This window comes from Nonomuraea sp. NPDC048826 (assembly GCF_043198225.1).
GTDB lineage: Bacteria > Actinomycetota > Actinomycetes > Streptosporangiales > Streptosporangiaceae > Nonomuraea.
The window spans coordinates 573,647-594,817 of sequence record NZ_JBICUQ010000001.1 but is presented as its reverse complement, the minus strand read 5'-3'; the positions used below and the strand labels follow the sequence as shown (position 1 = coordinate 594,817).

Annotated in this window: 21 protein-coding genes; 13 read left to right on the top strand and 8 right to left on the bottom strand. The window is 71.9% G+C overall.

The genetic code is table 11. The annotated features are described in order from the left end of the window. Window positions 1-54 precede the first annotated feature (54 nt). The 3 genes from ACGFI7_RS03110 to ACGFI7_RS03100 all read left to right on the top strand — a co-directional run bounded on the left by ACGFI7_RS03110 (window position 55) and on the right by ACGFI7_RS03100 (window position 2,751). Entirely contained in the window at window positions 55-1,068 is a 1,014-nt protein-coding gene (locus ACGFI7_RS03110; RefSeq protein WP_393398444.1) for a hypothetical protein, read from the top strand. 74 nt (window positions 1,069-1,142) lie between these two features. Continuing rightward, window positions 1,143-2,117 (top strand): NAD(P)/FAD-dependent oxidoreductase, encoded by a 975-nt coding sequence (locus ACGFI7_RS03105; protein WP_393398442.1) that lies wholly within the window; start codon window positions 1,143-1,145, stop codon window positions 2,115-2,117. 19 nt (window positions 2,118-2,136) lie between these two features. Beyond that, the gene (locus ACGFI7_RS03100) at window positions 2,137-2,751 is read left to right on the top strand and encodes a class I SAM-dependent methyltransferase (RefSeq protein ID WP_393398440.1); all 615 of its coding nucleotides are present in this window, start codon (window positions 2,137-2,139) and stop codon (window positions 2,749-2,751) included. Here ACGFI7_RS03100 and ACGFI7_RS03095 read toward each other — a convergent pair. The 3 genes from ACGFI7_RS03095 to ACGFI7_RS03085 all read right to left on the bottom strand — a co-directional run bounded on the left by ACGFI7_RS03095 (window position 2,748) and on the right by ACGFI7_RS03085 (window position 5,499). After that, window positions 2,748-3,230: a hypothetical protein gene (locus ACGFI7_RS03095; protein ID WP_393398438.1), complete on the bottom strand. Its 483-nt coding sequence runs from the start codon at window positions 3,228-3,230 to the stop codon at window positions 2,748-2,750. The two genes, ACGFI7_RS03100 and ACGFI7_RS03095, sit on opposite strands and share 4 nt — an antisense overlap. A gap of 260 nt (window positions 3,231-3,490) precedes the next feature. Further along, window positions 3,491-4,063 carry a dihydrofolate reductase family protein gene (locus tag ACGFI7_RS03090; protein WP_393398436.1) on the bottom strand — a complete coding sequence of 191 codons (573 nt, stop codon included), beginning with the start codon at window positions 4,061-4,063 and terminating at the stop codon, window positions 3,491-3,493. A 41-nt stretch (window positions 4,064-4,104) separates the two neighbouring features. Continuing rightward, the gene (locus ACGFI7_RS03085) at window positions 4,105-5,499 is read right to left on the bottom strand and encodes an NAD(P)H-quinone dehydrogenase (RefSeq protein WP_393398434.1); all 1,395 of its coding nucleotides are present in this window, start codon (window positions 5,497-5,499) and stop codon (window positions 4,105-4,107) included. Window positions 5,500-5,570: 71 nt separating this feature from the next. Between ACGFI7_RS03085 and ACGFI7_RS03080 the strand changes: the two genes are divergently transcribed. Further along, entirely contained in the window at window positions 5,571-6,023 is a 453-nt protein-coding gene (locus ACGFI7_RS03080; RefSeq protein WP_393398432.1) for a gamma-glutamylcyclotransferase, read from the top strand. 4 nt (window positions 6,024-6,027) lie between these two features. Here ACGFI7_RS03080 and ACGFI7_RS03075 read toward each other — a convergent pair whose 3' ends face one another. After that, window positions 6,028-7,329, bottom strand: coding sequence for an MFS transporter (locus ACGFI7_RS03075; RefSeq protein ID WP_393398430.1), 1,302 nt, complete (start codon window positions 7,327-7,329; stop codon window positions 6,028-6,030). A gap of 110 nt (window positions 7,330-7,439) precedes the next feature. Between ACGFI7_RS03075 and ACGFI7_RS03070 the strand changes: the two genes are divergently transcribed. From ACGFI7_RS03070 to ACGFI7_RS03035, 8 genes are all read left to right on the top strand, one after another. Next, window positions 7,440-8,420 carry an Lrp/AsnC family transcriptional regulator gene (locus ACGFI7_RS03070; RefSeq protein WP_393398428.1) on the top strand — a complete coding sequence of 327 codons (981 nt, stop codon included), beginning with the start codon at window positions 7,440-7,442 and terminating at the stop codon, window positions 8,418-8,420. Next, on the top strand, window positions 8,417-9,721 hold the full coding sequence (locus tag ACGFI7_RS03065) for a M20/M25/M40 family metallo-hydrolase (RefSeq protein WP_393398426.1): 1,305 nt from the start codon (window positions 8,417-8,419) through the stop codon (window positions 9,719-9,721). Before ACGFI7_RS03070 ends, ACGFI7_RS03065 begins: the two co-directional genes overlap by 4 nt. Window position 9,722: 1 nt before the next feature. Continuing rightward, window positions 9,723-10,526 carry a purine-nucleoside phosphorylase gene (locus ACGFI7_RS03060; RefSeq protein WP_393398425.1) on the top strand — a complete coding sequence of 268 codons (804 nt, stop codon included), beginning with the start codon at window positions 9,723-9,725 and terminating at the stop codon, window positions 10,524-10,526. Then, a complete protein-coding gene (locus ACGFI7_RS03055) occupies window positions 10,523-12,163 on the top strand; it encodes a phospho-sugar mutase (RefSeq protein WP_393398423.1) in 1,641 nt (546 codons plus the stop codon). The genes ACGFI7_RS03060 and ACGFI7_RS03055 overlap by 4 nt, the downstream gene beginning before the upstream one ends. A gap of 164 nt (window positions 12,164-12,327) precedes the next feature. Then, the gene (locus ACGFI7_RS03050) at window positions 12,328-13,737 is read left to right on the top strand and encodes an ATP-binding protein (RefSeq protein WP_393398421.1); all 1,410 of its coding nucleotides are present in this window, start codon (window positions 12,328-12,330) and stop codon (window positions 13,735-13,737) included. Window positions 13,738-13,919: 182 nt separating this feature from the next. Next, on the top strand, window positions 13,920-14,594 hold the full coding sequence (locus ACGFI7_RS03045) for a TetR/AcrR family transcriptional regulator (protein WP_393398419.1): 675 nt from the start codon (window positions 13,920-13,922) through the stop codon (window positions 14,592-14,594). Then, window positions 14,587-16,059, top strand: coding sequence for a class I adenylate-forming enzyme family protein (locus ACGFI7_RS03040; protein WP_393398417.1), 1,473 nt, complete (start codon window positions 14,587-14,589; stop codon window positions 16,057-16,059). The genes ACGFI7_RS03045 and ACGFI7_RS03040 overlap by 8 nt, the downstream gene beginning before the upstream one ends. After that, window positions 16,056-16,784 (top strand): enoyl-CoA hydratase/isomerase family protein, encoded by a 729-nt coding sequence (locus ACGFI7_RS03035; protein WP_393398415.1) that lies wholly within the window; start codon window positions 16,056-16,058, stop codon window positions 16,782-16,784. Before ACGFI7_RS03040 ends, ACGFI7_RS03035 begins: the two co-directional genes overlap by 4 nt. A 282-nt stretch (window positions 16,785-17,066) precedes the next feature. Here the strand turns inward: ACGFI7_RS03035 and ACGFI7_RS03030 are convergent, their stop codons facing one another. Together ACGFI7_RS03030 and ACGFI7_RS03025 are read right to left on the bottom strand one after the other, a co-directional pair. Further along, window positions 17,067-17,573 (bottom strand): F0F1 ATP synthase subunit B, encoded by a 507-nt coding sequence (locus ACGFI7_RS03030; RefSeq protein ID WP_393398413.1) that lies wholly within the window; start codon window positions 17,571-17,573, stop codon window positions 17,067-17,069. 67 nt (window positions 17,574-17,640) lie between these two features. Beyond that, window positions 17,641-18,069, bottom strand: coding sequence for a MarR family winged helix-turn-helix transcriptional regulator (locus tag ACGFI7_RS03025; protein WP_393398411.1), 429 nt, complete (start codon window positions 18,067-18,069; stop codon window positions 17,641-17,643). 89 nt (window positions 18,070-18,158) lie between these two features. On the opposite strand from ACGFI7_RS03025, the gene ACGFI7_RS03020 reads away from it, so the two are divergent. Then, window positions 18,159-18,989: a hypothetical protein gene (locus tag ACGFI7_RS03020; RefSeq protein ID WP_393398409.1), complete on the top strand. Its 831-nt coding sequence runs from the start codon at window positions 18,159-18,161 to the stop codon at window positions 18,987-18,989. 34 nt (window positions 18,990-19,023) lie between these two features. Here ACGFI7_RS03020 and ACGFI7_RS03015 read toward each other — a convergent pair whose 3' ends face one another. Then, window positions 19,024-19,524, bottom strand: a complete 501-nt coding sequence (locus ACGFI7_RS03015) for a hypothetical protein (protein ID WP_393398407.1) — start codon at window positions 19,522-19,524, stop codon at window positions 19,024-19,026. Then, window positions 19,521-21,068: an MFS transporter gene (locus ACGFI7_RS03010; protein ID WP_393398405.1), complete on the bottom strand. Its 1,548-nt coding sequence runs from the start codon at window positions 21,066-21,068 to the stop codon at window positions 19,521-19,523. The genes ACGFI7_RS03015 and ACGFI7_RS03010 overlap by 4 nt, the downstream gene beginning before the upstream one ends. Window positions 21,069-21,171: the final 103 nt, after the last annotated feature.

Sequence of the window (21,171 nt, the reverse complement as noted above, 5' to 3'; positions counted from 1 at the left end):
CCGTTGCCCTTAAGGTACTTCACGTACCTTATGACAGCGAGAGGACAGCTTGGCATGCGCGCCAAAGGCATCGGCTACGACACCGGATTCATCCTCGACGGCATCGAGAACAGGCCGTTCGACCGTACGATCATGGAACGTGAGCTGCGGATCATCCGCGACGACCTGCGCTGCACGGCCGTGCGCCTGATCGGCAACGACCTCGACCGGATCGAGTTCGCCGCCCGTCACGCGGCCGAGCTGGGGCTGGAGGTCTGGTTCTCGCCGTTCCCGCAGCAGCTCGACCCGGAGCGGATCCACGACATGCTCGCCGACGGCGCCGAGCGCGCCGAGCGGATCCGCGGGCTGGGCGCCGAGGTGGTGTTCGTCACCGGGGGCGAGCTCAGCCTGTTCAACCACGGGTTCCTGCCCGGCGGCACCATCGAGGAGCGCGTCGCCGCGCTGCTCACCCCCGGCCCCGACACCCGCGAGCGCCTCGCCGAGCTGTCCATCCGGGTCAACGACTTCCTGGCCAAGGCCGTGGCCGCGGTGCGCGAGCGGTTCGGCGGCCGGGTCACCTACGCCGCCGTCCCGCTGGAGAACGTCGACTGGACGCCGTTCGACATCGTGTCGATGGACGCCCACCGCTCCAAGGAGATCGCCCACCTCTACCAGGAGGGCATCCGCACCCTCGTCGCCCAGGGCAAGCCGGTCGCGATCACCGAGTTCGGCTGCACCACCCACCGCGGCGCCGCCGACGACGGCGCCCGCAGCGGGAACATCGTCGAGTACGACGGCGGCGTCCCGGTCCGGCTCGACGGCGACTACGTCCGCGACGAGCAGGAACAGGCCACCTACCTCCGCGAGCTGCTGGACGTGTTCACCGCCGAGGGCGTCGACGCCGCCTTCGCCTGCACCTTCGTCTGCTACGGCCTCCCGCACCGCCCCGACCCCCGTGAGGACCTCGACATGGCGAGCTGGGGCGTCGTCAAGGTGCTCGACCACGGCTCCGGCGACGCCTACCCCGGCCTCCCCTGGGAGCCCAAGGCCGCCTTCACCGCCCTGGCCGACTACTACCGCGCGCTGTAGCCCTTTGCCGATTCGGCAAAGAGGTTTGCTTTCCCGGCGGGGGGCTCCGCATAGTGTGCGCGGAGGTGGTCACGATGACCGAGCGGCTGGAAGACAGCTATGACGTGGTGGTGGTCGGCGGCGGCGCCGCGGGGCTCAACGGGGCGCTGATGCTGGCGCGTGCCCGGCGGACGGTGCTGGTGATCGACGCGGGCAGCCCGCGCAACGCCCCGGCGGAAGGCGTGCACGGGCTGCTGGCCCGTGACGGGATGCCGCCGGGCGAGCTGCTGGAACGCGGCCGGGCCGAGGTCCGCCACTACGGCGGCCGGGTGGTGACCGGCGAGGTCGAGGCCGCGTCCCGCGACGACGACGGGTTCGAGGTGACGCTGACCGACGGCCGGACGGTCCGGGCCCGCCGGCTCCTGGTCACCACGGGGCTGGTGGACGAGCTGCCCGACGTGCCGGGGCTGCGGTCCAGGTGGGGCCGGGACGTCGTGCACTGCCCGTACTGCCATGGCTGGGAGGTGCGCGACCGGGCCATCGGCGTGCTCGCCACCGGGCCGATGTCCGTGCACCAGGCGTTGCTGTTCCGGCAGTGGAGCGACGACGTCACGTACTTCGCGCACACCGGGCCCGCCCTCACGGGCGACGACGCGGAACGCCTGGCCGCGCGCGGCGTCAGGGTGGTGGACGGCGCGGTCGCGTCCCTGGAGATCGCCGAGGACCGCCTGGCAGGCGTACGGCTGAGCGACGGCGCCCTGGTCGGCCGTGAGGTCCTGGCGGTGGCGTCGCGCATGGTGGCGCGGGCCGGTTTCCTGGCCACGCTCGGCCTGCGGACCGTCGAGCACCCGAGCGGCGCCGGCGAGCACATCCCCGCCGACGCGACCGGCCGCACCGAGGTGCCCGGGGTGTGGGTCGCGGGCAACGTCACCGACCTGGTCGCCCAGGTCGGCACCGCGGCGGCGGCGGGAGCCGGCGCGGCTGCCCAGATCAACGCCGACCTCGTCGCCGAGGAGACCCGCGAGGCGGTCGCCGCCCACCGCGAGCTGACCTCGGCCGCGTCCCGCTGAACACCCGGAAGGAACGACCGTGCCCGAGACCTTCGACCAGACGTACTGGGACGAGCACTACGACGGCCACGCTCCCGTCGCGGCCGGCCCGCCCAACCCCTACCTGCGGGCGGCGGCTCTGGACCGCGCGCCCGGCACGGCACTCGACGCCGGCTGCGGCGAGGGCGCCGAGGCCATCTGGCTCGCCACCCACGGCTGGCGGGTGACGGCGGTGGACATCGCCGAGACCGCCCTGCGCCGGGCTCGCGGGCACGCCGCGGCCTCCGGCGTCACGGCCGGGATCGACTGGATCCAGGCCGACCTGACCACGTGGATCCCCGCCGAGGAGCACTTCGACCTCGTCTGCTCCCACTACGTGCACCCGGCTGCCGCACCGGGCGACCTGTTCCGGCGGCTGGCGGCGGCGGTCGCGCCCGGCGGCACGCTGCTCCTCGTCGGCCACCACCCGTCGGACCACCACACCGCCGCCGTCCCGGCGGCCCACGTCGAGATCGGGCAGCTCGCGGCCGTCCTCGACCCCGGCCGCTGGGACATCGCCGTGGCCGAGGACCGTGCCCGCGTCATGTCCCACGGCGGCCGTGAGATCCCCCTCCGTGACACCGTCCTCCAGGCCCGCAAGCGCCCCGGCCGCTAGGTCTGGACCGCCGACAGGTCCCCGACGGCGTCGGCGTAGTAGGCCGAGCCGGCGACGTGGAAGGCGAGCTGCCTGAAGGTCCAGCCCGCACCCGGCGACCGGTCGAGCTGGTCCGGGGTGAGCACGGCCAGCCGCTCGGCCCAGATCCGGCCGAGCCGGGTGAGCCTGCTCCGCGCCTCGTCCAGGTCCTGGCCGGTGAAGGGGGCCAGGTCGGAGGGAGGCGTGCTCCCCGAGGCGTGCCAGTGATCGGGGATCGGGGCGTGACCGGCCAGCCGGGCCTCCATCTCGGCGAGGTGGTCGATCAGGTGGTCGGCGACCCGGCGGATCGCCTTGTGCGGGGTGTAGACCCGATCATCGACGTGCGCCGGCCGCCCGTCCCAGCTCGTCCAGGTCGCCGCCAGGGCGAGCACGTGGTCGATCATCGACGTGACGACCAGGGCCGGCTCGCGTCCATCAGTGGTCGGTGTTCCGTCAGACATCCGGGCCCTCCAGCCACGCGTGCGCGACCGGGCAGGGCGCCTCATCAGCCCTGACCCGGTGGAGCCGGGCGGCGGCTCCGGAGCACACCGTAGGCGACGGACACCTCGACGACCGCCGAAGCATGGACGCGGGCCGGGCCCCAGGCAACATCGAGCGGGACGAGATCGCCCGGGCCGCGGTCGGCGCGTCCGGCTGCGCCACGCGGTCGCCGCGTCCGGCTGCGCCACCGAAGCCCGACGCCGCCGGAGCCTGACGACGCTCAGGCGGAGGCCGGTCGCCTCGGGCGGTAGTGCAGGGAGACGATGCCCGAGTCGTAGGGCCGGGCCTCGGCCAGTTCCAGGTCCAGCTGGTGCAGGTCGTCGGGGAAGAGCTTCCGGCCCGTGCCGATGGCGACGGGGATCACCCGGAGCTGGAGCTCGTCCAGCAGACCGGCGCGGATCAGCGAGCGGGCGAGCGACAGGCTGCCCCAGACCATCAGGTCCTGGCCGGGCAGCCGCTTGAGCGCCGCGACCTCCTCGGCCGCGTCGCCGCGCACCACCCGCGCCGCCTCCCAGCCGCCCCACGGCGCCGCGTCCAGGGTGGCGGAGAAGACGATCTTGGGCAGGGTGTTCACCGTCTTGGCGACCGTCTCGTCGGCGGCGGGCCAGTACTGCACGAACATCCGATAGGTCGCCGCCCCCAGCAGGACGGTGTCCACGTTCGCCAGGATCCGGAGGTTGTCCCGGTCCACCTGGCCGTAGTCGGTCACGGACTCGAAGAAGTCGAGCTCTCCGTCGGGCCCGGCCACATAGCCGTCGACCGAGACGAGTTCTTGGATGATGAGTTTGCGCACATGTGATCGAACCACATCGGCTGATCGAAAGTCGGTCCCGGTCAGATGTCGAGGGCCGTCTCGGGTTGCATCAGGCGGCGGGCCGCCTCGGTGATGGAGCCCGACAGCGACGGGTAGACCGCGAACGTGTGGGCGAGCTGGTCGACCGTGAGCCGCTGCTGCACCGCCACCGACACCGCCAGGATCAGCTCCGACGCCCGCGGCGCCACCACCACCCCGCCCAGCACGATCTGCGTGTTGGGGCGGCAGAACAGCTTGACGAAGCCGTCGTTGAAGCCCTGCATCTTGGCCCGCGCGTTGGTGGCCAGCGGCAGCTTGACCACCTTGGCGTCGATCTCGCCCGCCTCGATGACCCGCTGCGCCACGCCCACGGCGGCGATCTCCGGGTCGGTGAAGATGTTGGACGCCACGGTGGCCAGCCGCAGCGGCTGCACCGCCTCGCCGAGCGCGTGCCAGACGGCGATGCGGCCCTGCATGGCGGCGACGGAGGCGAGCATGAGCACGCCGGTGCAGTCGCCGGCGGCGTAGACGCCGGGCGCGGACGTCCGCGAGACCTTGTCGACCTTGATGAACCCGTGCTGGTCGAGCTGGACCCCCGCCTCCTCCAGGCCGATGCCGGCGGTGTTGGGGATCATGCCGACCGTCATCAGCGCGTGGGAGCCCTCGGCGGTGCGTCCGTCCTCCAGGGTGACCACCACGCCGTCGTCGGTGCGCTTGACGGAGGCGGCGCGGCTGCGGCCCATGACGTTCATGCCGCGGCGGCGGTAGACCTCTTCGAGCACCTCGGCGCCGTCGGCGTCCTCGTTGGGCATCATGCGGTCGCGGCTGGACACCAGCGTGACCTCCGCGCCCAGCGAGCGGTAGGCGCCGGCGAACTCGGCGCCGGTGACGCCGGAGCCGATCACGATGAGGTGCTCGGGCAGCTCGTCGAGGTCGTAGAGCTGCCGCCAGGTGAGGATGCGCTCGCCGTCGGGCTCGGCGCCGGGCAGGATGCGCGGCGTGGCGCCGGTGGCCACCAGCACGACGTCGGCCCGGATCGTCCGGTCGCCGGCCTTGACCACCTGCGGGTCGACCAGCCGGCCTTGACCCTTGATGATCTCCACGCCCTCGGCCTCGACCCGCGCGGCGATGTCGGCGGACTGCGCCTGCGCCAGCTCCTTGACCCGCTTGTTGACCAAGGGCAGGTCGACGTGCGCCACGCCGACCTCGCCGTCGAGGCCGCCGTCGAACCCGACGCCCAGCGACGGCGCGTCGAGCAGCGCCTGTTTGCGGACCGAGGTGGCGATCAGGGTCTTGGACGGCACGCAGTCGGTCAGCACGCACGCCCCGCCGGGACCGTCGCGTTCGATCAGCGTGGTCTGCGCGCCTAGCTGCGCGGCCACCAGCGCCGCCTCGTAGCCGCCGGGTCCGCCACCGATGATCACGATCCTCGTCACACGTCCATTGTCCCGCATACCTTGAGCTGCCGACGAACGGGGCGGCCACGGTCGCGCTACTCTTGCATGCTGTGCCTGTTTACGCCGCCTACGGCAGCAACATGGACCCGGAGCAGATGGCCATGCGGGCCCCTCACTCCCCGCTGCGGGGGGTGGGCTGGCTGCCCGGCTGGCGCCTGACCTTCGGCGGGGAGACCCTGGGCTGGGAGGGCGCGCTCGCGACGATCGTCGAGGATCCCGACGATCACGTGTTCGTCGCGCTCTACGACGTCCCGGAGTTCGACGAGCACTCACTCGACCAGTGGGAGGGCGCGGCCCGCGGCCTCTACCACAAGGTCCGGCTGCGGGTTCAGACGCTCGACGGCGAGGTCGTCGCCTGGTTCTACGTGCTCGACGGCTACGAGGGCGGCCTGCCCTCGGCCCGCTATCTCGGCATCCTGGCCGACGCCGCCGAGCGGGCCGGCGCGCCCGACGACTACGTCAAGGAGCTGCGCGGACGCCCCTGCAAGTCGCTCGGCGACTGACGGCTCAGCTCAGCGGCCGGTCCTTGGTCTCCTTGAGCGCGAACGCGTACACCAGGGTGGAGATCAGCGCCAGCGCCGACATGTACCACGGGAAGAGGTAGGACGCGTCGGCGTTCGCCAGCGCCGTGCCGATGAACGGCGCGGTCCCGCCGAACAGCGCGACGGTCAGCGAGTACGGGAAGCCCGCCCCCGCGGCGCGCACCCGGGTGGGGAACAACTCGGAGTTCACCGCGGCCGAGACCGAGGTGAAGCAGCCGAGGAAGACCATGCCGACACACTGGATGACCAGCAGGCTGGCGAACGAGTCGGTGAGCATGCCCAGCAGCGGCACCGGCAGGATCGTGAACCCGAGCCCGAACGTCAGCAGCATCGGCTTGCGCCCCACCTTGTCCGACACCATGCCCAGCAGCGGCTGCAGGACCATGAAGAACACCAGCGCGATCGTGCTCACGGTGAGCGAGTCGGCCTTGTCGAAGTCCACGGTCTGCTGCGCGTACGTGGGCAGGAACGTGGTCCAGGTGTAGTACGCGACCGTGCCGGCGACGGTGATGCCGACGATGAGCGCGGCCTTGCCCGGGTAGTGGCGCAGGAAGTCGAACATACCGGGCCGTTCGGTCCTGCCCTGCCGGATGTCCTCGACGACTGTGCTGGTCTCCTCGGCGCCCCGGCGGATCCACAGCCCCACCAGGCTGATCAGCGCGCCGACCAGGAACGGGATCCGCCAGCCCCAGGCGTTCATGTCAGGCTCGGCGAGCATGCTCGCCAGCAGCGCGGCCAGGCCGGCGGCCAGCAACTGCCCGATCGTGGTGCTCACGTACTGGAAGCTGGAGAACAGCCCGCGCCGGCCGGGCGGCGCGGACTCCACCAGGAACGTGGTCGCGGCGGCGAACTCACCGCCCACCGACAGTCCCTGGACGAGCCGGGCCAGCGTCAGGATGATCGGCCCCAGCACGCCGGCGGCCGCGTACGTGGGCGTGAGCGCGAGCATCAGCGACCCGACGCCCATCAGGATGATCGTGAACGTCATCGCGGTCTTGCGCCCGAACCGGTCGGCGAACGCGCCCACCAGCAGCCCGCCCAGCGGCCGCATGAAGAAGCCCACGGCGAAGACGCCGAAGGCGCTCAGCACCGGCACGAACGGGTTGTCCGTCTCGGGGAAGACCTGCTGCGAGAAGTAGACGGTCAGGAAGCTGTAGGCGTACCAGTCGTACCACTCGACGACGTTGCCGATGCTGGCCGCGACGAGCTGGCGCAGCCGGCTCCTGGGGATGCCGACGGGGGACGGGGCAACGGGGGAGGTCGCCACGGGAGGCTCCTTTGCTCAACGGTGCGTATTGCCCTAACCTGCGGAGAAATGACCAAACCGGTCAGGCATCCCGCCGAGGATGACGGAACCCGACACAGAAACGACTCCGCGTGGATGTTCTCGACCGCCGCCTCGTCGCCGCGCTCCAAGTCAGCCCCCGGGCGTCGTGGGGCGAGATCGGCCGGGCCGTCGGCGAGCACGAGCGGACCGTCGCCCGGCGGCTCGGTCGGCTCCTGGCCGAGGGCGCGGTGCGGGTCACCGCGATCCACGACGACCTGCGCACCGGCCACGGCCGGCCGGCCCACCTGCACGTATGCGTCCGGCCCGGCGCGGCGGCCGCGGTGGCACTGGCCCTGTCGGAACGGCCGGACATCCGCTCGGTCTACGCGCTGACCGGCGTCACCGACGTCGGCTGCGAGCTGGTCTCCCCGTCCAGGGACGACCTGCACGACATCCTGTCCGCGCAGATGTCCGCCGTCGACGGGGTAGTGCAGACCCAGACCCAGATCGTCCTCCACACCTTCAGGACCGTGGCCGAATGGCACGCGCCGTTCCTCACCGACGAGGAGGCCGCCCGCCTGCGGCCGCCCCCGCCGCCGGGACCTCTGCCCGATGTGGACGGGCTCTCACCCCTGGAGGAGGAGATCGCCGGCCTGCTGGCCGCCGACGGGCGGATCCCGATCGCGGCCGTGGCCGAGCGGCTCGGCCTGTCGCTGCCGACCGCGCGCAGGCGGGTCACCTCCCTGCTGGAGCGCCGCCTGCTGCTGCTCCGCGCCGAGGCCGAACCGGCGCTGCTCGGCCTGGCGGTGGAGGCCCAGCTCTGGCTCAAGGTCCGGCCGCACGGCCTGGACCGGGTCGGCCAGACGCTCGCCGCCCATCCGAACGTGCGCTACTGCGCCGCCACGACCGGCACCCACGGTCTCATCGTCCAGGTCGCGGTGGCCCACGAGGCCGCGCTCTACCGGTTCCTGTCGGGCGTCGTCGGACTGCTCGACGAGGTCACCGACATCGATGTCACACTCATCACCCGGGCCTACAAACGAGGACACCTCCGCAAGTCCGGCCTGCTCACCATGGAGAAGAGATCATGACGCCTGCCGAGAACGAAGTCGCCGACCTGTGCGTGGAGCTGATCAAGGTCGACAGCAGCAACTACGGTGACGACAGCGGCCCCGGCGAGCGGGCCGCCGCCGAGGTCGTCCTGGCCCGGCTGGCCGAGGTCGGCATCGAGGCCACCTACCTGGAGAGCGCGCCCGGCAGGGGCAACGTGATCACCCGGGTCGAGGGCGCCGACCCGTCGCTGCCCGCCCTCCTCGTCCACGGCCACCTGGACGTGGTCCCGGCCAACGCCGCAGACTGGTCGGTCGACCCGTTCGCCGGCGAGGTGCGCGACGGCTACATCTGGGGCCGCGGCGCGGTCGACATGAAGGACATGGACGCGATGATGCTGGCCGTGCTCCGCCAGCTCACCCGCGACGGCCGCCGCCCCCGCCGCGACCTGGTCTTCGCCTGGCTGGCCGACGAGGAGGCGGGCGGCAACTTCGGCGCCAAGTACCTCACCAAGCACCACCCCGGCCTGTTCGAGGGCGTGACCGAGGCGATCAGCGAGGTCGGCGGCTACTCGCTGGAGGTCGACCCGTCGCTGCGGCTCTACCTCATCGAGACGGCCCAGAAGGGCCTGGCCTGGATGAAGCTGATCGCCGACGGCACCGCCGGCCACGGCTCCATGCTGAACGCCGACAACGCCGTCACCGAGGTCGCCAAGGCCGTGGCCAGGATCGGCGCGCACGACTGGCCGCTCACCTACACCCCGACCGTGCGGCGCTTCCTCTCCGAGATCGCCGACGCCTACGGGCTGCCGTTCGACGAGGACGACCCGAAGGCCCTGCTGGACCGGCTCGGCCCGCTGGTGCGCTTCGTCGGCGCCACCCTGCGCCACACCGCCAACCCGACCCAGCTCGACGCCGGCTACAAGTCGAACGTCATCCCCGGCCAGGCCACCGCCGTGGTCGACGGCCGGTTCCTGCCGGGCTTCGAGGACGAGTTCTTCGCCACCGTTGACGAGCTGATCGGGCCGAAGGTGCGCCGCGAGTTCGTGCACCACGACATCGCGCTGGAGACCACGTTCGACGGCGCCCTGGTCGAGTCGATGATCGAGGCGCTGAAGGCCGAGGACCCGTCCGCGCGGGCGATCCCGTACTGCATGTCGGGCGGCACCGACAACAAGACCTTCTTCGCCGACCTGAACGTCCGCGGGTTCGGGTTCGTGCCGCTGCGGCTGCCGGCCGAGCTCGACTTCGCCTCGATGTTCCACGGCGTGGACGAACGGGTGCCGGTCGAGGCGCTGCAGTTCGGGGTGCGGGTGCTCGACCGCCTGCTCCTAAACTACTGAGGTGAGCAATGACCCCTATGTCCTCGCCCGCGAGGCGGCCGCCGCGCTGAAGGCCGCCGCCGGTCTCGACTCCTTCGACGTGGCCCTCGTGATGGGGTCCGGCTGGGTGCCCGCCGCCGACGCGATCGGGCAGGTGGTGGCGGAGGTCCCGTTCACCGACCTGCCCGGCTTCGCCGCCCCCGCCGTCGCCGGTCACGGCGGCCGCATCCGCGTCGTCCGCACCGACGCCGGCCGCCACGCGCTGGTCTTCCTCGGACGCAGCCACCTGTACGAGGGCCGCGGCGTCGACTCGGTGGTCCACGGCGTCCGCACCGCGGCCGCGGCCGGGGTACGCACGATCGTGCTGACCAACGCCGCCGGCGGGCTGCGGCCCGAGACCCAGCAGGTCGGCGACCCCGTGCTGATCAGCGACCACATCAACCTGACCGGCGCCAACCCGATCACCGGCACCACGTTCCTCGACCTGACCGAGGTCTACTCCAAGCGCCTGCGCGACCTCGTACGGGAGATCGACCCGAGCCTCACCGAGGGCGTCTACGTCGCCTTCCGCGGCCCCACCTACGAGACGCCCGCCGAGATCCGGATGCTGCGCACGCTCGGCGGCGACCTGATCGGCATGTCCACCGTCCTGGAGGCGATCGCGGCCCGCGAGGCGGGGCTGGACGTGCTCGGCGTCTCCCTGGTCACCAACCCGGGCGCCGGGCTGGCGGGCGACCCGCTCGACCACGAGGAGGTCCTGCAGGTCGGCCGCACCACCGCCGCCCGCATGGGCGTGCTGCTGGCGAAGGCGGTCGACCGACTGTGACCGACGTGCGCGAGCGGGCCAGGGCGTGGCTGGCGCAGGACCCCGACCCCGACACCCGGGCCGAGCTGGCCGGCCTGCTGGAGCGCGACGACGCCGAAGGGCTGCTCGACCGGTTCGGGGCCAAGCTGGAGTTCGGCACCGCGGGGCTCCGCGGCGAGCTGGGCGCCGGGCCCAACCGGATGAACCGGGTCACCGTCATGCGCGCCGCCGCCGGGCTGGCCCGGGTGCTCGGCCCAGGCAGGCACGTGGTGATCGGCTACGACGCCCGCCACAAGTCCGACGTGTTCGCCCGCGACACGGCGGCCGTGCTGGAGGGCGCCGGATTGCGCGCCTCCGTGCTACCCCGGCCGCTGCCGACCCCGGTGCTCGCCTTCGCCGTCCGCCACCTGGGCGCCGACGCGGGCGTGACGGTCACGGCCAGCCACAACCCGCCCCGCGACAACGGCTACAAGGTCTACTGGGGCGACGGCTCCCAGATCGTGCCGCCGATCGACGCGGAGATCTCGGCCGCGATCGACGCGGTGGGACCCGTCGGCGAGCTGCCGCTCGGCGGCTCCGGCACGCTGCTCGACGAGTCCGTCGTGGCCGCCTACCTCGACGCGGTCACCGCGCTGCCGCTGGGCGAGGCCCGCGACCTGAAGGTGGCCTACACGCCGCTGCACGGCGTGGGTGCCGACACGCTCGCGCGGGCCTTCCAGGCGGCCGGCTTCGAGCCGCCGCTGCCGGTGGCGGAGCAGCGCGACCCCGACCCCGACTTCCCGACCGTGGCCTTCCCCAACCCGGAGGAGCCCGGCGCGATGGACCTCGCCGTCGCCCTGGCCGCCAAGACGGGCGCCGACCTGGTGCTGGCCAACGACCCCGACGCCGACCGGTGCGCGGTGGGCGTCCCGCTGCCTGGCGGCGGCTGCCGCATGCTCACCGGCGACGAGATCGGCGGCCTGCTGGCCGAGCACGTCATCACGCACACCACGGGCGAGCGCATGGTCGCCACCACGATCGTCTCCTCGACCCTGCTCGGCAAGATCGCCCGCGCCCACGGCGTCGGCTACGGCGAGACCCTCACCGGCTTCAAGTGGATCATCAAGGCCGGTCCCGGGCTGGTCTTCGGCTACGAGGAGGCCATCGGCTACAGCGTCGGCACCACCCGCGACGGCTCCCCCGTGCTGCCGGTCCGCGACAAGGACGGCATCGGCGCCGCCCTCACCGTGGCGGCCGTCGCCGCCGACGCCAAGCGCGCCGGCCGCACCCTGCTGGACCTCCTCGACGACCAGGCCCGGCGCTACGGCCTGCACGCCACGGCCCAGCTCTCCTTCCGGGTCGCCGACCTGTCGCTCATCGCGGACGCCATGGCCCGCCTGCGCGCCGCCCCGCCGGCCCGCCTCGGCGGCCGTGACGTGGTACGGGCCGACGACCTGAACCGCGGCGACGGCGGGCTCCCCCCGACCGACGGCCTCCGCTTCACCCTGTCGGGCGACGCCCGCGTGGTCGTCCGGCCCTCGGGCACCGAGCCCAAGCTCAAGTGCTATCTGGAGGTCGTGGTCCCGGTGACGGACGACGTCGCCCCGGCGCGCACCCGCGCGGCGGAAGACCTGGCACTCCTGAAAGCCGACCTGACCACGGCCCTGGGGCTCACGTAGAACAGGGCCACTTCTGGACCCACCACTTTTGATGGGGCCAGAAGTGGCCCTCTTCCCGACTTTGGTCTCACACGTGAGACCAAAGTCCCGGCATGGTGTCACAAGTTCGCTTCGTGAGACCAAACTCCTTGTTAGTCTCACGGATGAGACCAACGGGAGGTGCCGTGGAGCCCTTCATCGGCAGGAAGCGGGAGCTGGCCGTTCTCGGGCGTGCGCTGGAGAAGTGCCGCACCAGCAGGACCGGGCGCCCCGGTCGCGCGCTGCTGGTCCGAGGTCGCCGGCGGGTGGGCAAGTCGCGGCTGGCGGAGGAGTTCATCCGCCAGTCCGGCGTGCCGTACCTGTTCTACACGGCGACCGGCCAGACCCTGAGCAGGGAACTGCGCACCTTCACCGACGAGGTGCGGGCGAGCGACCTCCCCACCGCCTCGGTCTTCCACGAGCGCGAGCCCGAGTCCTGGCACGACGCCCTCGTTCTGCTGGCCCGCTCCCTGCCCGAGGACGCGCCGAGCGTCGTCGTGATCGACGAGCTGCCATACCTCATCAAGGCGGACCCCACGCTGGAAGGCGTGCTGCAGAAGGTCTTCGACCGGGAGTTCTCCCGGCGGCCGGTGCTGCTGCTCCTCATCGGCTCCGACCTGTCGATGATGGAGGTGATCAACACCTACGACCGGCCCTTCTACCAGCGGGCGGCAGATTTCCTGGTCGATCCCCTCACTCCTCGCGACGTCGGGACGGCCCTCGGGTTGCCCGCGGCGGAGGCGTTCGACGCCTATCTGGTGTCCGGGGGCCTTCCCCTGATCTGCGAGGAGTGGCCCGAGGGCGGCTCGCTCTGGGACTACCTGCGGGAGGCGGTCAACGACCCGATCTCCGCTCTGGTGGTCAGCGGAGAGCGCGCTCTGGACGCGGAGTTCCCGCCGGAGGCGCACGCCCGTCAGGTCCTCACCGCGATCGGATCAGGGCAGCGCACCCACGCGAACATCACCGCCGCCACTCAGGGCATGTCCCGGGCCACCATGAACCGCGCCCTCCAGGTGCTGCTGGAGAAACGGATGATCGCGGTCGAACGGCCGCTGTCCACGCGTCCGTCGCGGGAAACGCGTTACCACCTGGTCGACTCGCACCTGCGTTTCTGGATCCCCTTCATCGGGACCCGGCTGACGGTCATCGAACGGGGCCGGGGTGACCAGGTGCTGGAGCACATCCGCCGATGCTGGGCCTCCTGGCGCGGCATGGCCGTGGAGCCGGTGATCCGGGAGTCGCTGCGCCGCATGGCCGACCTGCCCGAGGAGACCGGCGCCGTGGGCGGCTACTGGACGCGGACCAACAACCCGGAGATCGACCTCGTCGGCGCCGACCGCGAACCGGTGGCCAGGCGCGTCACCCTGCTGGGCTCGATCAAGTGGCTGGAGAACCGGCCCTTCGACCATCACGACCTCAGCGAGCTGATCGTGCACCGGTCGAAGATGCCCGGCGCCGACACGGACACCCCGCTGTACGCCGTCTCCCGTGCGGGCTGCACCGTCGACGGGATCCGGCACGTCACCCCGGACGAGCTGATCGACGCCTGGCGCTGACTTCGGTCTCATCCGTGAGACCGAAGCCCGGCATGGTCTCACCAGTTCACCTCGTGAGACCAAGGTTTGGGCTGGTCTCACCGATGAGACCAAACCCGCGAGACCGAACTCACCTCTAGCCGATGTCGCTTTTCTGCTTTATCGTGCGACATATCGTGCTAACCGAACGTTCGGTAGGACTCATGATGCCTCTCGCCACGTACCTCACCGACCGCGATGCCGACGCCGGCCTGCGCATCAGGACGGCGGCGGTGCTGCTCTTCGCCCGCCAGGGGTACGCGGCCACGACCATCCGCGATCTCGCCCGTACCGTGGGCATGACGAACGCCGGCATCTACCACCACGTCCCCAGCAAGGAAGCCCTCCTCGCCGACCTGCTCATCAGCGGGCACCGGGGCCTCGTCGAGGCCACCACGACCGTGCTCGACGGCGCGGCCGGCGCCGCCGAGCGGCTGGCCCTGCTGATCAGCTCGCTCACCGCCACGCACGCGCTGAACCCGATGACCACCCGGGTCATGGACGGCGAACTGCGCTCCCTCACCCCCGGCTCCCCCGCCCTGGCCGAGGTCATCGCGCTGCGCGACGTGTACGAGGACCGCTGGCGCGAGGCGGTGGCCGACGGGGTGCGGGAGGGCGTGTTCCACGTCGCCGACCAGAAGCTCACCCGGCTCGCGCTCATGACCATGTGCACCGGCACCAGCGAGTGGTACCGCCCGGACGGCGACTCGACACTGGAGCAGGTGTGCGCGGAGTTCGTGGCCATCGGGCTCGCGGCCGTCCGGTCGACGACCGCACCGCCGCCTGCCGCCGACCTCTCCCTGCTGCCCGACCTGCCCTGGGAGCCGCCCCGTGACTGACTCGTACCGAACGATTCCCGAGCTGGTCCGCCACGCCGCGCAGCGGTACGGCGGACGCGAGTTCCTGCGTTTCCCCGAGGCGTCCCTGAGCTTCGCCGAGACGGACGCCGAGTCCGACCGGCTGGCCGGGGCGCTCGCCGCGAAGGGCGTCCGGCCCGGCGACCGAGTCGCGATCATGATGGAGAACGTCATCGGCTGGCCGCTGAGCTGGCTGGCCGTGCTCAAGGCCGGGGCGATCACGGTGCCGGTCAACGTCCGCTACCGCGCCGCCGACCTGGAGCACGTGCTGCGCGACTCGGGCGCGGTGGTCACGCTGACGACGCCGGAGCACGTGCCGCACATCCCGGGTCCGGCCTACACGCTGGACGCGCTGTCCGGCCCCGCGGATCCGCCCGACGTCTCGCCCGGCCCGGACGATGTCGCGAATTTTCAGTACACCTCCGGCACCACCGGCTTCCCCAAGGCCTGCCTGCTCACCCACGACTACTGGATCCGCTGCGCCGGCATCGTCGCCGACCACGTGCGCATCCGCGACGACGACGTCATGATCATCGCGCAGGCGCACTCGTACATGGATCCGCAGTGGACCACGCTGATGTGCCTGATGGGCGGCATCCCGCACGTGGTGCTCCCCCGCTTCTCGGCCTCCGGCTTCTGGACCGCCGTCCGCGAGCACGGCGCGACGCTCACGTACGTGCTCGGCACCATGCCGCTGCTCCTGTACAAGCAGCCGCCGCACGAACACGACCGGGACAACCGCATGCGGCTGGTCCTGTGCTCCGGCATCGCCCCCAACCTGCACCGCGCGTTCGAGGAGCGCTGGGGCGCGCCCTGGCGGGAGCTGTACGGGTCCACCGAGAGCGGCCCCGACCTGCTCGCCGCCGCGGAGGCCGTGGACACCGTCGGCACCGGCGCCATGGGCCTGCCCCCGGCCGGCAAGGAGGTCAGGCTCGACGAGGAGACGAGCGAGATCCTCGTCCGCGGCCGGCCGATGATGAAGGGCTACTGGAACCACCCCGAGGCCACCGCCGAGGTGTTCCGCGGCGGCTGGTACCACACCGGCGACCTGGGCTTCCAGGACGAGCACGGCTACATCCACCACTCCGGGCGGCTGAAGGACATGGTCCGCAGGGGCGGCGAGAACATCTCCTGCGCCGAGGTCGAACGCGTGCTCGGCGAACACCCGGCCGTGCTCAGCTCCGCCGTCGTGGCCGTGCCCGACGACCTATGGGGCGAGCTGCCCAAGGCGTTCGTACAGCTCAATCCCGGCCATCCGGCCGACAGGGAGACGGCCGCGAGCCTGGTCGCGCACGCCGGGGAGCGCCTGGCCCGTTTCAAGATCCCCGCGTACGTGGAGTTCGTGGACGGCTTCCGGCTCACCCCGTCCGCCCGCATCGAGAAGCGTCACCTGCTACGGCCCGACCAGCGGGCCGGCGCGTTCACCTTCGTAGAGGAGAGGTCATGATCGACATCACGGTCCGCGACGAGGTGGCCGTCATCACCCTGAACCGCCCCGACAAGCTCAACGCGCTCACCGCCGGCATGCGCAAGGACCTCGCCCAGGCCGTCCGCGACCACGGCGACGGCTCGGTCAGAGGCATCGTGGTGACCGGCACCGGGCGGGCGTTCTCGGCGGGCGAGGACATCAACGAGGCGGTCGGTCAGTCACTGCTGGACGAGGTCGCCCTCTTCCACGACCTGACCAGGGCCGTCCTGCAGACCCGGGTGCCCGTGGTGGCCGCCGTCAACGGCCTGTGCGTCGGCGGCGCCGCCGAGTGGACCCTCTGCTTCGACGCCCGCCTCGGCACCTCCGCCGCCGAGTACTTCCTGCCCGAGAACCACATCGGCCTGTCCATCTCCAACGCCTCCAGCCTCCTGCTGCGCCGCCTCCTCGGCGGCCGGGCGCTGCGCTTCGTGCTGGACTCGTCCCGCATCAGCGCGGAGGAGGCGCAGCGGCTCGGCATCCTGGACGAACTCGTCACCCCCGACGCCCTCCTGGACACGGCGATCGGCCTTGTCCACCGCTGGACCCTCCCGGGCACCGCCACCGGCGTCCACCTCCGCCTCCTGCGCCCGTCGCTGGAGGAGGTCGAGGCCGCCTTCGCCGTGGAGACGGAGGCCGCCAAGGAGGTCGAAGCCTCGGGCATCGCCCGAGCCGGCATGACCCGCTTCGTCAACCGCGACCGCTGACCTCCGAGAAGCCGGTCTCGTCCACGCTCAGCACACCGCCTTGGCCGGGCTTTTCGATGACCTGGCCGCGTACGTCATCACGAACGACATCGGCGTACGAGCACGCCGGAATCGCATGGTCGGCGGGCTGGCCAATCCGGCATGCTCGGCCGAATCCCAGCAATTCCTGCGGTCGAAGTCAGGCAGCAGGCCGGGCACGCACCGCACCATCAAGACCGCGCCTTGTCGCCGGAGCATTTGGCGGCCGTGAAACCATTCCTGCCGACTTCTTGGCCCGTCACCTCAAGAGACCGGTCGATTCTCCAGCTCGTCCAGGAATCGTGCCACGATGGCGGAATGCCGCACGTCATCTTCCAATGACTCCCCGATGATGCGGCCCGCCAGGTCGGTCGACAGCCGGCCGAGTTCCGTGCGGATGTGGGCGAACGCCGCCTGTCTGTCGGCCTCGATCTGGGCGTGCGCCGTCTCGATGAGGCGGCGAGCCTCGGCCTGTGCCTGCGCGCGGAACTCGGCCCTGATCTGCGCGCCCTGCTCGCGCGCCTCCTCCCGCAGCCGTGCCGCTTCGCGCCGGGCCTCTTCCAACTGCTCATGGTATTGCCGCTGCAGATTTCGGACCTCGGCCTGGGCCTCCTCCGCTCTCCGGATTCCCCCGTCGATCGCGTCGGCCCGCTCGACCAGCGTCTTCTGCAAGCGCGGTATCAGCACTTTGCCGACGACGAACAGGGTGACAAGGAACACGACGAGTCCGATGACGGGCTCGTAGAAGTCGTTCGGGAAGAGGGGGTTCACGAATGAACCTTACGTGGCGGTCCGCATCACGAAAAGGCGCATGTAAGAAATGGAAGAGGAAGCCGGGTCAGTTTCCGTTGAGGGCCTTGCGGAGCAGGGCGGCCAACTGGTCCTGTTCGCGGGCGTCCAGGTTGGCGACGGCGGCGCGGGCGAACGCGAAGGACTTCTCGAAGGCGGCGTACAGGGTGGCCCCTTCGGCGGTCCGGACGATCTGACGGGAGCGCCCGTCGTCGGGGTGCGGCCGGCGGCGGACGAGGGCGCGCGCCTCAAGTCTGCGGATGATCTGGGTGACGTTGGACGCGTCGCAGCCGAGCAGGTCGGCCAGTTCGCGCATCCCGAACTGCCGGTCGAGCCGCCCGAGCACGCAGGCCTGGGCCACGCTCAGCCCGTGCTCCAGGGCCGCGGTCTCGTAGGCGCGGTCGTAGGCGTCGACGAAGTCGAACATGGCGCGTTCGGCGTCGGTCGAGGCGGTGACGGGTCCCGGGGGTACGGCCATGGCCTCATCCTACCAAAAGCTTGATGTCCTCAAGTATCTGTGTCAGGGTGAGTGCTTGATTGAATCAAGTATCCACGAAAGGCCATGCCATGATTCGCACAGCCCTGGTGACCGGCGCTCGCGGCAAGACGGGACGCGAGGTGGCCGTACGGCTGCGCCGCGCCGGGATCCTCGTACGCGCCGGGTCGTCCCGGCCCGACGGGACCGATCAGATCCGCTTCGACTGGGACGACCCCACAACCTGGCGCGAGGCCGCCGCGGGCGTGGACGCGATCTACCTCATGCGCCCCGACCTCCTCGCCGCCCCGGAGCTCGTGGCCGGCCTGGTCGAGGTCAACCCGGAGGCGCATGTCGTCCTGCTGTCCGAGCAGGGCGCCGAGACCGTCGCGCCGGACCACTGGGCGCGCCGGGTGGAGGACGCGGTCGTCACCCGCGCCGCCTCCTGGACCCTGCTCCGCCCGTCCTGGTTCCACCAGATCCTGACCGACTCCCGGTTCTACCTCGACGCCGTACGGGACGACCACGTCCTGAGCCTGCCCTCGGGCGGCGCGCCGCTCGCATGGGTGGACGCGCGCGACATCGCCGAGGTCGCCGTGGCCGCGCTCCTCGCGCCGGACGAGCACCGCGGCCAGGCGTACACGATCACCGGCCCCGAGGCGATCACGGTCGCGACCGTGGCCAAGGAGCTGTCGTCGCGCCTCGGCCATGAGATCCGCGCCGAGGACCCCGTACCGGAAGACACCCACCACGGGCTCGACCCCTGGACGGCGGGCATCCTCGACGACCTCTACCACCGCGTCCGGAACGGCGGCTTCGCCGACCTCTCCCCTGCCGTGAAGCTGATCACCGGACACGAGCCCACATCGCTGAGCACGTTCCTCGACACTCACCTCGACGCGTGGCGAACCCCGTCCGAGTGACGCCGACGGGCATCCCCCAGCCGCGCCGACGACATCAGCGGGTGGCGAGGGTTTCGCGCAGGATTCGGACGGCCTTCGGGCCGACCCCGTGCAGGGCGGCGAGTTCCGCGTCCGAGAGGTGGGCGACCTGGTCGAGGGTGGTGATGCCGGCATTGGCCAGGGCGCGGGTGGCGGGTCGTCCGATCGCCTTGGGCAGGTCGCCGATCTCGCCCGCGCCGGCCTGCTCGGCCGCGGACGCCGCGGCGGCGAGTTCCGGCGGGGCGCACGCGAGCCAGGCGCGCCGTACCCAGTAGTTGAGCGCCTGGCCGTTGATGTCGGCGATCGGCAGCCGGACGAAGGCGCCTCCCCTCTCGGCCGTCGCGTGCTGGGAGAGCATGTCCTCCGCCTCGGCGGCGGGCAGCCGGAGCCGCACGTGGGCGTCCGGGTCCAGCGCGGCGAACTCCTGGCCGCCCACGGTGAACACCCGGCCGCCGTCGGCGGCGACCGCCTCGGGATGGGAGAGCGCGGTCTTGCGCAGCTGGGCTGACGTCGTCATCTCTCCACCTTGGCATGCCGGCGACCGGCGCGCGGCGACCCGCCGTCGGGCCCGGACGGCCGGGGCCGGGGCCGGGGGCGGGGGCGGGACAGGGGCCGGGGAAGCAGGCGCAGGACGAGGACGCCGAGCGCGGCGTGCAGCACGGCGGCGACCGCCGCGGCGGCGTGCAGGCCGGTGACGAAGGCGGCCTTGGCGTCCGCGAGAGCTTCCGGGGCCAGTTCGGCGATCCGGCGGGTCTCGTCGAGGGTGGGCGCCAGGTCCGGCCCCTGGAGCCGGAACACCAGGGCGGCGAGCGAGCCGAGCAGCGCGATGCCGAGGGCGTTGCCGAGCTCGTTCCCGGTCTCGGCGATGGCGCTCGCCGCCCCCGCCTGCTCCACGGGCACGGCGCCCACGGCCGTGTCGGCGACGACGCTGAACGAGATGCCGTACCCGACGCCCGCGATGACCGTGGAGGCGACGTACCAGCCGATACCGCCCGAGACGCCGGTCATGAGCAGCAGCACGAGCCCGGTGGTGATGAACAGGTGGCAGAGGGCGAGCGCCGTCCTCTTGCCGATGCGGTCGATCACGGCGGGTGTGACGACGCACATGGTCGTCAGGACAGCAGCCCCCGGGATCGCGAGGAACGCCGCGCCCAGAACCGGCACGTCGAGGACGGACTGCAGGTAGACGCCCGACAGGTAGGCCGCCGCCGACCACGCCGCCAGCGGCAGCACGCCCGTGACGATCGCCAGCGTGAAGACGCGGTCGCGGAACAGGGAGAAGTCGATCAACGGGTGTTCCAGCACCCGCTGGCGGCGGGCGAACCAGGCCAGCAGGCCGACCCCGGCGACGACCGCCGCGACCGGGACCGCCGACAGGCCTTCCGCGGCGGCGTGTTTGATGCCGTAGCCGGCCAGGAGCAGACCCCCGGCGGAGCTGAGCACGCTCGGCACGTCGACCCGGCCGGGCCGGGTGACCCGCGCCTCCCGCAGCAGGACGGGTGCGAACAGCAGGAACACGCTGATGACGGGCAGGTTGACCAGGAAGACCGAGCCCCACCAGAACCGTTCCAGCAGGACGCCCCCGACGATCGGCCCGATCGCGAACCCGGCGGCGAACGCGGCCGCGAAGATGCCGATGGCCCGCGCCCGCCGCCGCGGGTCGGGGAACAGCTCGCTCAGCACCGCCAGCGCCGACGGCAGCAGCGTGGCCCCGGCCACCCCCATGAGGGCCCGGAAGGCGATGAGCAGCTCCGCGTTCGGCGCGTACGCCGCGCCGGCGGATCCCGCGCCGAAGAGCGCGGCGCCGATCATGAGCAGCCGCAGCCTGCCGTACCGGTCCCCGATGTTGCCGAAGGCGATCAGCAGGGACCCCACGGCGAACCCGTAGACGTCAAGGATCCAGAGCGCCTGGTCGGCCGTCGGCGAGAGGGCCCCGCTGATCCGGGGCATCGCCAGGAACAGGATCGATCCGTCCATGGAGACCAGGAGCACCGGGCAGAGGATCACCAGGAGGCCGAGCCAGGCCCGCAGGCCGGGAGAGCCGGGAGAGTGTGAAGTCATGGCCTCGACGGTGCTCCCCCGGTGCCCGCCGCTGCCATTCCCCAGCTGTGGGTACCCACGACAGGTACACCCACCGGCCGGGCGTGCCTTCTAGGCTGACGTC

Bases quoted from the DNA above. Each gene is read 5' to 3' on its own strand.
- ACGFI7_RS03025 (WP_393398411.1), bottom strand. From the start codon at position 18,069: ATGGCCGTACCCCCGGGACCCGTCACCGCCTCGACCGACGCCGAACGC.
- ACGFI7_RS03095 (WP_393398438.1), bottom strand. From the start codon at position 3,230: ATGTCTGACGGAACACCGACCACTGATGGACGCGAGCCGGCCCTGGTC.
- ACGFI7_RS03020 (WP_393398409.1), top strand. From the start codon at position 18,159: ATGATTCGCACAGCCCTGGTGACCGGCGCTCGCGGCAAGACGGGACGC.
- ACGFI7_RS03015 (WP_393398407.1), bottom strand. From the start codon at position 19,524: ATGACGACGTCAGCCCAGCTGCGCAAGACCGCGCTCTCCCATCCCGAG.
- ACGFI7_RS03065 (WP_393398426.1), top strand. From the start codon at position 8,417: ATGACGCCTGCCGAGAACGAAGTCGCCGACCTGTGCGTGGAGCTGATC.
- ACGFI7_RS03035 (WP_393398415.1), top strand. From the start codon at position 16,056: ATGATCGACATCACGGTCCGCGACGAGGTGGCCGTCATCACCCTGAAC.
- ACGFI7_RS03045 (WP_393398419.1), top strand. From the start codon at position 13,920: ATGATGCCTCTCGCCACGTACCTCACCGACCGCGATGCCGACGCCGGC.
- ACGFI7_RS03010 (WP_393398405.1), bottom strand. From the start codon at position 21,068: ATGACTTCACACTCTCCCGGCTCTCCCGGCCTGCGGGCCTGGCTCGGC.
- ACGFI7_RS03105 (WP_393398442.1), top strand. From the start codon at position 1,143: ATGACCGAGCGGCTGGAAGACAGCTATGACGTGGTGGTGGTCGGCGGC.
- ACGFI7_RS03110 (WP_393398444.1), top strand. From the start codon at position 55: ATGCGCGCCAAAGGCATCGGCTACGACACCGGATTCATCCTCGACGGC.